This window comes from Kocuria sp. GQ42 (assembly GCF_059758435.1).
Window position 1 is genome coordinate 620312 of the sequence record NZ_JCAXEN010000001.1, and the last position, 13699, is coordinate 634010.

Consider the following 13699-nt stretch of genomic DNA (forward strand, 5'->3'; position numbering starts at 1 on the left):
GTGGCTGTTCCGAAGCGGAAAATGTCCCGTGCCAACACCCGTGCACGCCGTTCGCAGTGGAAGGCGACCGCGCCCAAGCTGGTCAAGACCGTCGAGAACGGCAAGGTCACCTACAGCCTGCCGCACCAGGCGAAGGTCGTGACCGACTCCGCCGGCACCGCGCTGTTCCTGGAGTACAAGGGCCGCAAGGTGGCCGACGCCTGACCACGGTGACCTCCACCGCGACACCTCAGGACCTGCTGGAGCGTCTCGGCGTCGACATCGACGCCGGGACGCTTCGTCTTGCCCTGACCCACCGCTCCTACGCGTACGAGCACGAGGGACAGGGCCACAACGAGCGGCTCGAGTTCCTCGGGGACTCCGTGCTGGGTCTCGCGGTCACCGACGAGATCTTCCACCGCTACCCCGACGACTCCGAGGGCAACCTCGCGAAGATCCGCTCGGCCGTGGTCAGCACCCGCACGCTCGCCGACCTCGCCCGGTCCCTGGACGTGGGCCCCCACATCCGCCTGGGCAAGGGCGAGGTGCGCACCAACGGGCACGAGAAGGCCTCGATCCTGGCCGACACCATGGAGGCGCTGATCGGCGCCGTGTACGTGAGCACCGGCCTCGACGCGGCCCGGGCCTTCGTGCTGCGGCTCGTGGTGCCCCTGCTCGAGGACGGCTTCGTGATGAGCGAGGGCCGGGACTGGAAGACCGAGATCCAGGAGCTCGCGGCGGCCCGCGCCCTGGGCCCCGTGCGCTACGCCGTGGAGGGCACGGGCCCCGACCACGACCGCCGCTACGAGGCGCACGTGCTCGTCGGCGGTCAGGACCACGGCACGGGCACCGGCACCACCAAGAAGGAGGCCGAGCGCTCCGCCGCGGCGCAGGCCTATGCGACCCTGGTGGCCCGCCGCGGTGGCTGAGCGCGCGCCCCGGAGCGCCCGTGCCTGAGCTGCCCGAGGTCGAGGTGGTCCGCCGCGGGGTGGAGCGCTGGGTGGTCGGCCGCCGGATCGAGTCCGTGCAGGTCCTGGACCCCCGCTCGGTGCGCCGCCACGAGACCGGCCCCGTCTCCTTCGGCCACGAGCTCGACGGCGCGGTCGTGGCCGACGCGGTGCGCCGCGGCAAGTTCCTGTGGCTGCCGCTGGCCGGGGCGGACGGCGCCCCGCCGCAGGAGGCGCTGCTGGTGCACCTGGGGATGAGCGGGCAGCTGCTGGTCAAGGACGCCGGGTTGCCCGACGAGAAGCACCTGAAGGTGCGTCTGGGCCTGTCCGAGCGCCCCGGCACCCCGGCGGAGCTGCGCTTCGTGGACCAGCGGATCTTCGGCGGCATGCTCCTCGACCGGCTCGTCCCCACCGACGACGGCGCCCCGGGCGGCCGTTCGGCCACGGGCGCCCCGCTGGTGCCCGCCCGGGCCGCCCACATCGCCCGGGACCCGCTGGACCCCGCCTTCGACGCGCAGCGCCTCCACGACCGGCTGCGCCGGCGCCGGACCGGGCTCAAGCGCGCCCTGCTGGACCAGGCGCTGGTCTCCGGGATCGGCAACATCTACGCGGACGAGGCCCTGTGGCAGGCGCGCCTGCACTGGGCGCGGCCCACCGACACGCTCCGGCGGCCCGAGACCCTGCGCCTCCTCGCGGCCGTCCGCGAGGTCATGGACCGCGCGCTGGCGGCCGGCGGGACGAGCTTCGACTCCCTCTACGTCAACGTCAACGGCGAGTCCGGCTACTTCGCCCGCTCCCTCTCCGCCTACGGCCGGGCCTCCCTGCCCTGCCCGCGCTGCGCGGAGGAGGGGCGGAGCACCCTGATCGTGCGGGAGCAGTTCATGAACCGCTCCTCCTACCGCTGCCCGGTCTGCCAGCGCACCCCCCGCAACGCCCGGTTCTGAGACCGGGCCCCCGGGCGGGCGTGCGGGTCACGGTCCGTGCCCCCGCGGGGCGCGGGGGCGCCGGCGGCCCGGAATCGATCAGCTTCCTTTCCAACTTCCTGCGCGTGTAGGCTCGTCGAGGACGTGCGGCCCGCCATGATCCCGTCGGGGGAGACCCCGCGCCGGCCCCGCACCGTCCTCCACCCTCCGTGGCGGCCGCCCCTGCGGTCGCCTCCCCCGGTCACCGCCGGCACCAGGAGCCGCACCCGGTTCCGGAGGCCGCCGCGCGCCCGGGCGGGCACCCCGGGGACCCCTCCCGCGGCACCCGCGCTGCTGCACGCATTCTTCAGCACCCGCACTTCTGCACCCACACCCTCCGAGGAGCACCTCTTGCGCACCGTCAACGCCTACGCCGCCCCGTCCGCCGGCGCCCCGCTGGTCCCGACCACTCTCGAGCGCCGGGACCTCGGCGCCCACGACGTCCTCATCGAGATCAAGTACGCCGGGATCTGCCACTCCGACCTGCACACCGTCCAGGGGGACTGGGGCCCCCAGCAGTACCCGCTGACCCCCGGGCACGAGATCGCCGGGATCGTCACCGAGGTCGGCGCCGACGTCACCCGCCACGCGGTCGGCGACCGGGTCGGGGTCGGGTGCATGGTGAACTCCTGCGGCGAGTGCGCCAACTGCCGGGCCGGCGACGAGCAGTACTGCCTCGACGGCGCCGTGATGACCTACGGCGCCGAGGACCGCGACGGCACCGTCACCCAGGGCGGCTACTCCACCCACGTGGTGGTCACCGAGGACTTCGTGCTGCGCATCCCGGAGGGCATCGACCTCGACGTCGCCGCGCCCCTGCTGTGCGCCGGGATCACCACCTTCTCCCCGCTGAACCACTGGAAGGCGGGCCCCGGCAAGAAGGTGGCCGTCGTGGGTCTGGGCGGGCTGGGGCACCTGGGCGTGAAGATCGCCCACGCCATGGGCGCGGAGGTGACGGTGCTCTCCCAGTCGCTGCGCAAGAAGGAGGCCGGGCTGGCCCTGGGCGCCGACGCCTACTACGCCACGAGCGACCCGCAGACGTTCGAGGAGCTGGCCGGGACCTTCGACCTGGTCCTCAACACGGTCAGCGCGAAGATCGACCTCGACGCCCACCTGTCGCTGCTCGACGTCAACGGGGCCATGGTCAACGTCGGCGCCCCGGCGGAGCCGCTGGACGTCAACGTGTTCTCGCTGCTGGCCAACCGCCGCACCTTCGCCGGGTCCATGATCGGCGGCATCGGCGAGACCCAGGAGATGCTCGACTTCTGCGCCGAGCATGGGGTGGGCGCCGAGATCGAGGTCATCTCGGCCGAGCAGATCAACGAGGCCTACGAGCGGGTGCAGAACTCGGACGTGCGCTACCGGTTCGTGATCGACACCGCCACGCTGGTCTGATCCCGGGCCCCGCGCACCCCCGGGGCGGCCGCACGTGCGGCCGCCCCGGGGGTGCGCCGCTCGGGCCGCAGACCGCCGGGGCGGCCCGCCGCGCGACGCGGCGGGCGATCAGTGGGCGGCGGTGGACCCCGTGGCGGGCATCGGGGCGTCGTGGGCGCCCAGGGGATGGGTGCGGTAGTAGTCGGCCAGCCGCGCCATGCCCTCCTCGACCGTCACGGACGGCGTCCAGTCGAGCACCTCGCGGGTGCTCTGCTGCTCGAACCAGTGGGCCGTGGACATCTGCTCGGCCAGGAAGGCCGTCATGGGCGGCTCGTCCGCTCCCGGGCGGACCGCCCACACCTTCTCGATGACCCTGCCCGCGAGGCGGGCCAGGACGCCGGGGACCCTGCGGGTCGGCGGCTCCACGCCGGCCGCCCGGCAGAAGCCCGCCACGAGCTCGCCCACGGTGCGGGGCTGGCCGTTCGTGACCACCAGCGCCCGTCCGTGCGCCCACTCGATCCGCTCCAGCGCCCGCACGACCGCCTCGGCCGCGTTGTCCACGTAGGTGGTGTCGATCAGGGCCGCCCCGTGGTCCAGCAGCGGCAGCCGCCCCTTCGCGGCGCGGTCGACGAGCCGCTCGACGAGCTGGGTGTCCCCGGGGCCCCACACGATGTGCGGGCGCACAGCCGTGACGCGCATCCCGCGGCCGTCGGCCTCGAGCGCGAGCAGCTCGGCCGCGGCCTTGGACCGGGCGTAGTTGCCGCGGGCGTGCACGGGGTCGGCCGTCCGGGCGGGCTCGCCCACGATGGAGTGGCCCGTGTGGGCGACCGACGGCGAGGAGACGAACACCACGTTGTCCACGCCGGCCCGCCGGGCGGTCTCCAGGACCACGCGGGTGCCGGTGACGTTGGTCAGCACGAACTCGTCCCAGTCCCCGGCGAAGGAGACCTTGGCGGCGAGGTGGACGACGTCGTCGACGCCCTCCATGGCCCGCGCCACGGCGTCCGGGTCCGCGACGGAGCCCAGGACCTCCTCGACGTTCGGCTGGTCGGCCAGCGGTGCGTGCCGGCGCTGGAGCAGCCGGACCGTCCAGTGGCGGGCGGCGAGCAGCCGCGCCACGTGCTCCCCGAGCATCCCGGAGGCGCCGGTGACGAGCACCGTCCGCCCGTCGCCGGACAGCTCCTGCCGCCCGCGCTCCACCTCGTGGCTGCCGGTGCCGGCCGGCGGGGCGCCCTCCGTCACGGAGGCGTCATAGGCGGGGACCTTGTCGTCGTGCGTGCCGTCCTGGCGGTGCTTGCCGTTCACGGGTTCCTGATCCTTCCTCCGGCCAGGGCGTTCTCCGCCCATCCGGCCAGCAGGGCTCGGTCGATCTTGGAGTTGTGCCGGATGTCGGTGGGGTGCTCGGGGACCACGAGCACGGCCGCGAGGTCCAGGCCCGTGGCCTCGCGCACGGCGGCGCGCACGGCGCCGGAGAGCAGCGGGTCCGCGGGGCCCGGGCGCGGGGCCGCCGGGACGGTCTCCACGACGGCCACGGGCACCTGCGTGCCCGCCGGGCCGACCCCGACGACGGCGGTGCGGCCGACGCCGGGCACGGTCCGGGCCGCGTGCTCCGCGGCGACCGGCGTCAGCACGCCGCCGGCGGAGACGATGACGTGGGCGAGGCGGCCCTCGACCCACAGCCGCCCGGCGGCGTCGAAGTGCCCGACGTCCCCGGTGCGGTGCCATCCGGGCAGCTGGGTGCTGAGGTGCTCCGTGTACCAGAGCCGGTCGTAGCGGTCCTTGACATGCGGGGCGCGGGCGACGATCTCACCGGTGACCCCGGGCTCGGTGGTGATCCCGTCGTCGGGGACGCCGTCGGGGCCCAGGGCGGTGACCCCCAGCTCGGCGCCGTGCACGGCGGTGCCCACGCACACGCCGTTGCCGGCGCCGGCCACGGCGGGTCCCGCGCTATCCAGGCCGGCCTGTCGGATGGTCCCGAGGGTCACGTCCGTGAGGGGCAGCCCCTCGGTCATCCCGTAGGGGGTGTGCAGCGTCGCCGCGGGCAGGAGCTCCTGCAGCTGCTCCAGGAGCGGCTCCGGGAGGGGGGCCCCGGCCGAGAGCACGAGCTCCACGAGCTCGAGCGCCCGCCGCTGCCCCTCGTCGAGCTCGTGCCGGGTCGCGAGGACGTTGGCGATCGCCGCGGGGGACAGGAACACCGCCGTGGCCTGGATGGCCGAGGCGGCGTCGGCCAGGGCGCGGGCGGTGAGGGTCTTCGGCGCGGTCACGTCCATGTCCGGGGTCACGGACGCGGTGCCCATGGCGGGCCCCAGCAGCGCGAAGGGCGCGAAGCCCGCCACGAGCCCCGTGCCGGCGGTGAGCCCGTACGTGCCGCGCACGGCGTCCCGCATCGCGGAGAGCTGGCGGTGGGTGTAGACGACGCCCTTGGCCGGGCCCGTGGACCCGGAGGTGAACAGCACCGCGGCGTCCGCGTCCGGGTCCGGCGCGGGCAGGTCGGCGCGCGGGGCCGAGTCCAGCAGCGCGGGGACGTCGTGCGCCACGCCGAGCGCCCGGCGGGACACGGGGTCGAGGGCCTCGAGCGAGATCCGGGTGCCCGGCCAGCCGAGGGCCCGGCCGGCGACGAGCGCCCTGCGGATGCCCACGAGCCAGGCCGGGGCGGCCCCCCGCAGCGCCCGGGTGAGGCCCTTGGGACCGAGTCCGGAGTCCGCCACGACGACGACGGCGCCGATGCGCAGGCACGCGTAGAGCAGCGCGGTGAGGTCGGAGCCCGGCGGCACCATGAGGCTCACGCGGTCCCCGGGGCGCACCCCGATGCCGGTGAGCCCGGCGGCGAGGCGGTCCACGCGGTCGGCGAGCTCCGCCCAGCTCAGGCTCGCCCGCACCGGGGCCGCGTGCGCCCCCGCGCCCGCGGAGGCGGGGGCCATGTCCACGACGGCGAGGGCGAGGTCGGCCCGCCGCGCGTCGAGCTCCGCGGGGAAGGGGACGTGCTCGCCGCGGGAGACGGCGCGCCGCTGCAGGTGCAGCTCGCGGCGGCCGGGGCCGGGGCCGAAGCGGTCCGCGAGCCAGGCCATCACCGGCGTCGCCACGTCCCGGTCCTCGGGCAGCAGGTGCAGGGCTCCCTCGTAGCGGTGGACGTCGGCGTGCGGCATGCGGCGCACGAGGTCCTGCAGGTAGCGCTCCTGGAACACGGGGTCGCCGATGCCCCACAGCAGCAGGGCGGGGACCTCGCGGGCGGCCACGCCGGCGGCGATCTGCTCGTAGCGGGCGTGCGAGGGGTGGTCCGGGGCGGCCGGGATGTCGGCCACGAAGTTGCGGATCGCCTCCCGCCGGGCGCGCGTGGCGTAGGGCGCCCGGTAGGCCGCCCGCACCTCGCGGGACAGGGACGGCTCCGCCAGTGCCAGGGCCACGTCGAGGAAGCTCGTGGTCCGCTCGGTGAGCAGCCCGTGCGCGGCCGGGGCCAGAGCCAGCCGCAGCGAGGCGGGGATCCGCTCGGCGTTGTCGTGGTGGACGGCGGTGTTGGTGAGGATCGTGGCGCGGTGGACGTCCTGGTGCTCCAGGGCCCAGCCGGAGGACACGAGCCCGCCCCAGTCGTGGGCGAGGGTCACCACGGGGGCCTCGCTCGCGTCCAGGCCGAGCTCGGCCGTGAGGTCGCCCAGGTCGCGGACCCGGTCGTCGAGGCGGCGGAAGAGCCCGGTCCGCTCGGAGAACCCCATGTCGAGCTGGTCCACGGCGATCACCCGCCAGGGGTTCGCGGGGTCCGTCCCGGCGGCCAGCACGTCGCGCCACAGGTAGGACCAGGTCGGGTTGCCGTGCACGGCGAGGACCGTGCCCCGCGGGGTGAGCCCGGCGGCCTCCAGGGAGGCCGCGTTGTCGAGGACGTGCCAGCGGCGCCGCCGGCCGGGGACCGGCTCCACGGGGGCGGTCGAGGCCACCGTGACCGTGCGGGACCACGCTGGGTCCACCCCGGGCAGGGGCACCTCCGTCATGGGCAGCCGCGCCGCGTCCGGCCCTCCGCGCTGCTGGGTCGTGGACGGTCGTGTGCGTGCCATGGTCGTGGGGCTCCTCGAGGGTGCGTCTCGTGCGGGGTGTCTCGGGCGGGCGCGGCGTCAGCGCCGGCGGTTCACCAGTCGATCTCCATGTAGGTCGCGTTGAGCCCGGAGCCCACCCCGAGCAGCAGGACGCGCTGGCCGGCCTCGAGCTGCTCGGCCTCCATGGCCAGGGTCATGGGCAGGGCCGCGGCGGCCACGTTGCCCCAGAAGGGGAAGGTCCGGGGGAAGCGCTCCGGGATGATCCCGGTGTCTTCCAGCAGCTTGTCGGTGTGGGACGTGGACACCTGGTGGGCGATGTAGCGGTCCATGTCGGTCCAGTCCCAGCCGTCCTCGTGGGCGTCGTGCCAGGCGTCCACGAGTAGGCCCACGCCGTGCTTGAGCAGCCCCGTGGCATCGGTGTACATGCCGTCGAAGCCGCCGATGCACAGCCCGTGGTGCTGGGTTGCGGACCGGGCCACGGAGCCGGTGACGCGGTGGCCCTCGGGGTGCCGGTCGGCCGGGCCGACGACGGCCGCGGCGGCGCCGGCGCCCAGGGTGAGGGTGGCGAACTCGCGCACCACCTGGTCACGGGTGACGTCGGGGCCCTGGAGCCGTTCGTAGGTCTCCCGGTGCCACGGGCTCGGGTCCTCGCCGGCGACGACGACGGCGTAGTCGATCGCGCCCGAGTCGATCATCGTGGACGCGATCGTGAGCCCGTTGACGAAGCCCAGGCAGGCGTTGGTGACGTCGAAGTTCAGGGCGGAGGTGGGCAAGCCGAGCCGGTCGTGGACCGCGACGGCGACCGCGGGCTCGTAGCCGTCGCGGGTCACCGAGGCGTTGATCAGCAGCCCCACCTGGTCCGGGCGGACGCCCGCCTGGGCCAGCGCAGCCTCCGCCGCCTCCACGGCGCCGTCGGTGAAATGGCGCCCCGGGGCCCACTCGCGCCGCTCCTTGACGCCGGCTAGGCGCTCGAGCAGCCCCTTCGGCATCTTCAGCCTCGCGAAGGTCTCCTCGAGGATCTCGTCGGCTCGCGACGAGGGGACCACCTCGTCGGCCTCCTTCTTGGTGATGGCCAGGAGGGCGGCGTTGCGGTGGCGGATCGTGGAATTACCGGTCAAGGTCTCTGGCTTTCGTTAGGGTCTCGCCGACGCCCCGGCCCGCCCGCGGAGGGCAAGGTCGCGGGGAGGGCAGGTCGTGCTGGTCGCGGTCAGTCTACCGGCCGGTTCCGCAGTGGCGGCCCGGGCTCGGCCGTTTCTCTGTAGGCTGATCATCTTCTCCGCTCCTCTGCTCCGCCCGTGCACGCCTCGGGCGGGTCGGTGCGCCCCGCCGTGCGCGGTGCCCGGCCGTCGGCCGCGGGGCCGTCGGGGCGCGCGAGTACAGTGGTGGCGACCCCCTGCCCGCCACGCCCACCCCAGGAGACCGGACACCCGTGCACCTGAAGACCCTGACCGTGCGGGGGTTCAAGTCCTTCGCCTCGGCCACCACCTTCGAGTTCGAGCCCGGGGTCACCGCCGTCGTCGGCCCCAACGGCTCGGGCAAGTCCAATGTGGTGGACGCCCTGGCGTGGGTCATGGGGGAGCAGGGCGCGAAGTCCCTGCGCGGCGGGAAGATGGAGGACGTCATCTTCGCCGGAACCGCCGGCCGGGCCCCGCTCGGCCGGGCCCACGTGTCGCTGACCATCGACAACGCCGACGGCGCGCTGCCCATCGAGTACTCGGAGGTCACGATCTCGCGCACGCTCTTCCGCTCGGGGGGCTCAGAGTACGCGATCAACGGCCGGCCGTGCCGGCTGCTCGACATCCAGGAGCTGCTCTCCGACTCCGGGCTGGGCCGGGAGATGCACGTCATCGTGGGCCAGGGCCAGCTCGACCGCATCCTGCACGCCACCCCGGAGGAGCGCCGCGGCTTCGTCGAGGAGGCGTCCGGGGTCCTCAAGCACCGGCGCCGCAAGGAGCGGACGCTGCGCAAGCTCGAGGCGATGCAGGCCAACCTCGACCGGCTCGAGGACCTAACCGCCGAGATCCGCCGCCAGCTCACCCCGCTGGGCCGCCAGGCCCGGACGGCCCGGCGCGCCCAGCGGATCCAGCACGACGTCCGCGACGCCCGCGCCCGGCTGCTGGCCGACGACCTCGTGCAGGCCCGCACGAGCCTCGCCGTCGACGAGGACGCCGAGCGCCGGCTGCGCGCCGAGCGCGCCGAGGCCGAGCAGGCCCTCGACACCGGCCGCGCCCGGCAGGCCGACGTCGAGGCCCGCGCCGCCGAGGCGACCCCCGCCCTGAACGCCGCACGGGACACGTGGTACCAGCTCACCGCCGTGCAGGAGCGCTACCGGTCCCTCGCCTCGCTCGCCGCCGAGCGGCGCCGGCTGCTCGGCGCCGCCGCCGAGCCCGCGGACCCGGGGCGGGACCCGGACCGGCTCGACGCCCAGGCGGCCCGCACCCGCGAGGAGCAGCACCAGCTCCTCGAGCAGGTCGAGGACGCCGTCGACGCCCTCGCCGAGGCCATCCAGGAGCGCGAGGACGCGGAGGCCGCGGCGCGCGACCAGGACGGCGTGGTCACCGGTCTGCTCCGGGCGGCCGCCGACCGCCGGGAGGGCACGGCCCGGCTCACCGGCGCGGTCGCGGCGGCCTGCTCCCGGGTCGAGGCGGCCGAGAACGAGCTCTCCCGCCTGCACACCACCCATGCGGACGCCGGGCGGCGCCGGGTGCAGGCCGGCACCGAGGCGGACAGCCTGGCGCTCGCGGCCCAGGACGCGGCCGGCGCCGCCGAACGGGCCAGCGCCCGCCACGAGCAGGACGCCGAGGCCGCCGCCGGGGCCCGCGCCGCCGCACGGGAGGCCGAGGCCGCGGCCCAGGAGCTGCTGCGCGCCCACGACGCCCAGCGCGCCCGCGCCGAGACCCTGCGCGCCGCCCTGCGCCAGCCCGACGGCTCCGCGGCGGTCCTCGACGGGCACGCCGACGCCGTGCTCGGCGCCGTCGTCGACCTCGTCGACGTCGAGCCCGGCTGGGAGCGGGCGGTCACCGCCGCCATGGGCCCCTTCGCCGAGGCCCTCGCCGTGCGCTCCCACGGCGCGGCCGTCTCCGTCTTCGAGTCCCTGCGCGCCGACGGCGTGGGCCGGGTGCACCTGCTGGTGGCCGCCGGCGCCCCCGGCCGGTCCGGCCCCGCCCCGGCGCTCCCCGACCGTCCCGGGGTCCGGCCCGCCGCGGCCGTGCTGCGGGACGGGGCCGGCGAGGGCGCCGGCCCAGGCGACGACGACAACCGGCGCGGCGCGGACGCCGTGAGGTCCCTGCTCGCCGCGACCGTGCTCACGGAGGACGCCGCCACGGCCGCCCGGATCGTGGCCGACCGGCCCGAGCTGACGGCCGTCACCCGGGGCGGCGACGTGTTCACGGGCAGCAGCGCCTGGGGCGGTGCGGCGGAGGCGGCCGGCACGCTCGAGACCCGCGCCGCGGCCGAGGCCGCCGAGGCGGAGCGGGCCGAGCTCGCCGCGGCCCTCGACCGGGCGCGGGCCGCCTCCGGCGCGGCGGCCGCGGCGCGGGACGCCGCCCGCCGGGCCGCCGAGGAGACCGCGGGGCTGCTGCGCGCCGCCGAGCGCACCGCGGACCGGGCCGCGTCCGAGCTCTCCCGGGTCCGGGCCGTGCTGGACTCGGCCGAGGCGGAGACCCGGCGCTACGACGAGCAGGTCGCGGCCGCGAGGGAGCACCTGGCCCGGGAGCAGGAGCGGCTGCGCGAGGCCGCCGAGCGGCTCGGGGCCGCCGAGGAGCACGGCGAGGAGGACACCGAGACCGTCCAGCTCGAGGCCGCCGCCCGCCGCGACGAGCTGCACCGGGCCGCCACGACGGCCCGCACCGCGGAGACGGAGGCCCGGCTCGCCCTGCGCTCCCTCGAGGAGCAGGCCCGGGCCCTCGGCAACCGGGCCGCGTCCCAGGAGCGGGCTGCCGCCGCCGAGCGCCGGGCGCGGGAGGAGGCGGAGCGGCGGGCCCGGCGCCGCCGGACCCAGGCCCGCAACGCCGAGGCGGTGCTCGCCGGCGCCGAGCAGCTGCTCGAGCTCGTGGCGGCGTCCGCGGCGGTCGCCGCCGCGGAGCGGGACCGGGCCGAGGCCGTCCGCGCCGGGCTGGACGCGGAGCTGACGGACCTGCGCGCCGCCAACGACCGGCTCGCCGCGCGGCTCGCCGGGCTCACCGACTCCGTGCACCGGGACGAGCTGGCCCGCACCCAGCAGCGCGCCCGGATCCAGGCCCTGGAGGACCGCTCCCTCGAGGAGCTGGGGCTCACCCCGGACGCGCTCGTGGAGCACTACGGGCCGCACCTGCTGATCCCCGACCCCGACCTCGACCCCGGCGCCGACCGCGGCTCCGGGGCGCCGGAGGACGACGCGCCGGCGGCGGCCGAGGCCGGGCAGGACGCCCTGTTCGGCGTCGCGTCCGGCGACCCGGCCGAGGCCGCGGGAGGCGCCCCCTACGTGCGCGCCCAGCAGGAGGCGCGGCTGCGCCGGGCCGAGAAGGAGCTCGCCTCCCTGGGGCGGGTGAACCCGCTGGCGCTGGAGGAGTTCGCCGCCCTCGAGGAGCGCCACCGCTTCCTGGCCGAGCAGCTCGAGGACCTCAAGCGCTCACGGCAGGACCTGCGCAGCATCATCCGCGACGTCGACGAGCACGTGGAGCGCGTCTTCGCGGAGGCCTACGCCGACACCGCCCGGGAGTTCGAGGGCGTCTTCGCCACCCTGTTCCCGGGCGGGGAGGGCCGGCTGCGCCTCACCGACCCCACGGACATGCTCAGCACCGGGATCGACGTGGAGGCGCGCCCGGCCGGCAAGAAGATCAAGCGGCTGTCCCTGCTCTCCGGCGGGGAGCGGTCGCTGACGGCGATCGCGCTGCTCGTGGCGATCTTCAAGGCCCGCCCCTCGCCCTTCTACGTCATGGACGAGGTCGAGGCGGCTCTCGACGACCGCAACCTCGGGCGGCTGCTGAGCATCTTCCGCCAGCTGCAGGAGACCTCGCAGCTGATCATCATCACCCACCAGAAGCGGACCATGGAGATCGCCGACGCCCTCTACGGGGTCGCGATGCGCGGGGACGGCGTGACCACCGTGATCGGGCAGCGGCTCGCCGAGCTGCGCTGAGCCCGGCGCCGGGCCCGCCGTGCTCCTGCCCGGTGCTGCTACTGCCCGGCGCCGCGCACGGGCGGGGTCTCGGGCCGCTCCATCGTGTCCCGCACCGGCAGCCAGGCCCCGGCGGCCAGCAGCATGATCGCCCCGGAGACCCCGAATGCCCAGCCGAAGCCCGCGGCGTCGGCCAGCGCACCGGCCACCACGGGGCCGAGGATCTGCCCGGCGTCGGCGCTCATCTGGAAACGGGCCAGCACCGGTCCGCCGGCCCGGTCCGGTCCGATGACGTCGGCCACGGTCGCCTGCTGACCCGGGTTCAGGGTCCCGGAGCCCATCCCGGCCACGAGCGAGAGGACCACGAACCACGGGACGTCCTGGACCAGGCCCAGCCCCATGGTCGCGATCCCGTTGAGCACCAGGCCCGAGAGCACGAGCGGCCTGCGCCCGAACCGGTCCGTGAGCCGGCCGGTGACCGGCAGGGTCATCGCGTTGCCCGCGGCGTAGACCGCCAGGGCCAGGCCGGCCACGGCCGGGCCGGCCCCCAGCACGGCCACCGCGAACAGCGGCACGAGGGCCACCCGGATCCCGTGGGCGGTCCACCCGTTGGCGAAGCTGGAGACCAGGGCGGAGCGGTAGGCCCCCACCCGGCGCGCCTCGGCCACGGTCATCACCGGCTGGTTCCGGCGGTCCGCGCCGGCGCCGAGCACCTCGTCCTTGAGCCGGAAGTGCACCACGGCCACGGCCACCAGCAGCGACACCGCGTAGATCAGGAACGGCGCCTGCATGCCGAAGCCGGCGAGCAGGCCGCCGACCACGGGGCCGAGCACCCCGCCCACCAGGAACGCGGAGGCGTAGTAGCCCGAGACGCGCCCGCGCATCCGCGGCGGCGCCAGCCGCACGATCAGCCCCATCGCCGAGATCGTGAACATCACCGAGCCGATCCCGCCGAGACCCCGGAACAGCAGCAGCTGCCAGTAGGTCTGGGCGAAGGCGGTGGCCGCGGAGGACAGCGCGACGATGAGCACGCCGGTCACGTAGGTCGGGCGCTCGCCGATCCGGTTCAGGATCCGCCCGCCCGCCGGCGCGAAGAGGAGGCGGGCCACGGCGAAGACGCTGACCACGGCCGAGGCCGCGGCCACCCCGACCCCGAAGGTCGTGGCGAACTGGGGGAGCACCGGGGCCACGATGCCGTAGCCGATCGCGATGACGAAGGCGGCGGCGATGAGCACCGTGATCTGCTGGGGAACGCGGTCGCGCTCGGGCGCGGCGGCGGCGGGCTGGACAGGCACCCGTCGAGTCTAGGACCCC

Annotated in this window: 9 protein-coding genes; 5 read left to right on the forward strand and 4 right to left on the reverse strand. The window is 76.0% G+C overall.

The genetic code is table 11. The annotated features are described in order from the left end of the window. From rpmF to AC6CH6_RS02920, 4 genes are all read left to right on the forward strand, one after another. Complete coding sequence (gene rpmF, locus AC6CH6_RS02905) at nucleotides 1-204, forward strand: 50S ribosomal protein L32 (protein ID WP_031282896.1); 204 nt, start codon at nucleotides 1-3, stop codon at nucleotides 202-204. A 5-nt stretch (nucleotides 205-209) separates the two neighbouring features. Then, nucleotides 210-908 (forward strand): ribonuclease III, encoded by a 699-nt coding sequence (gene rnc, locus AC6CH6_RS02910; protein WP_017833173.1) that lies wholly within the window; start codon nucleotides 210-212, stop codon nucleotides 906-908. Between the two features lie 20 nt (nucleotides 909-928). Then, nucleotides 929-1870 (forward strand): bifunctional DNA-formamidopyrimidine glycosylase/DNA-(apurinic or apyrimidinic site) lyase, encoded by a 942-nt coding sequence (gene mutM / locus AC6CH6_RS02915; protein ID WP_498253956.1) that lies wholly within the window; start codon nucleotides 929-931, stop codon nucleotides 1868-1870. A 369-nt stretch (nucleotides 1871-2239) separates the two neighbouring features. Next, nucleotides 2240-3283 (forward strand): NAD(P)-dependent alcohol dehydrogenase, encoded by a 1044-nt coding sequence (locus AC6CH6_RS02920; protein WP_498253957.1) that lies wholly within the window; start codon nucleotides 2240-2242, stop codon nucleotides 3281-3283. Nucleotides 3284-3391: 108 nt separating this feature from the next. On the opposite strand, the gene AC6CH6_RS02925 is transcribed toward AC6CH6_RS02920, so the two are convergent. The 3 genes from AC6CH6_RS02925 to AC6CH6_RS02935 all read right to left on the reverse strand — a co-directional run bounded on the left by AC6CH6_RS02925 (nucleotide 3392) and on the right by AC6CH6_RS02935 (nucleotide 8405). Next, nucleotides 3392-4567 (reverse strand): NAD-dependent epimerase/dehydratase family protein, encoded by a 1176-nt coding sequence (locus AC6CH6_RS02925; protein WP_498253958.1) that lies wholly within the window; start codon nucleotides 4565-4567, stop codon nucleotides 3392-3394. Further along, nucleotides 4564-7245 carry an alpha/beta fold hydrolase gene (locus AC6CH6_RS02930; RefSeq protein WP_498254352.1) on the reverse strand — a complete coding sequence of 894 codons (2682 nt, stop codon included), beginning with the start codon at nucleotides 7243-7245 and terminating at the stop codon, nucleotides 4564-4566. The genes AC6CH6_RS02925 and AC6CH6_RS02930 overlap by 4 nt, the downstream gene beginning before the upstream one ends. 134 nt (nucleotides 7246-7379) lie before the next feature. Then, entirely contained in the window at nucleotides 7380-8405 is a 1026-nt protein-coding gene (locus tag AC6CH6_RS02935; protein WP_498253959.1) for a 3-oxoacyl-ACP synthase III, read from the reverse strand. A gap of 311 nt (nucleotides 8406-8716) precedes the next feature. On the opposite strand from AC6CH6_RS02935, the gene smc reads away from it, so the two are divergent. Further along, nucleotides 8717-12406: a chromosome segregation protein SMC gene (smc, locus tag AC6CH6_RS02940; protein WP_498253960.1), complete on the forward strand. Its 3690-nt coding sequence runs from the start codon at nucleotides 8717-8719 to the stop codon at nucleotides 12404-12406. 38 nt (nucleotides 12407-12444) lie between these two features. Here smc and AC6CH6_RS02945 read toward each other — a convergent pair whose 3' ends face one another. Beyond that, nucleotides 12445-13680 (reverse strand): MFS transporter, encoded by a 1236-nt coding sequence (locus AC6CH6_RS02945; protein ID WP_498253961.1) that lies wholly within the window; start codon nucleotides 13678-13680, stop codon nucleotides 12445-12447. Between the last annotated feature and the right edge of the window lie 19 nt (nucleotides 13681-13699).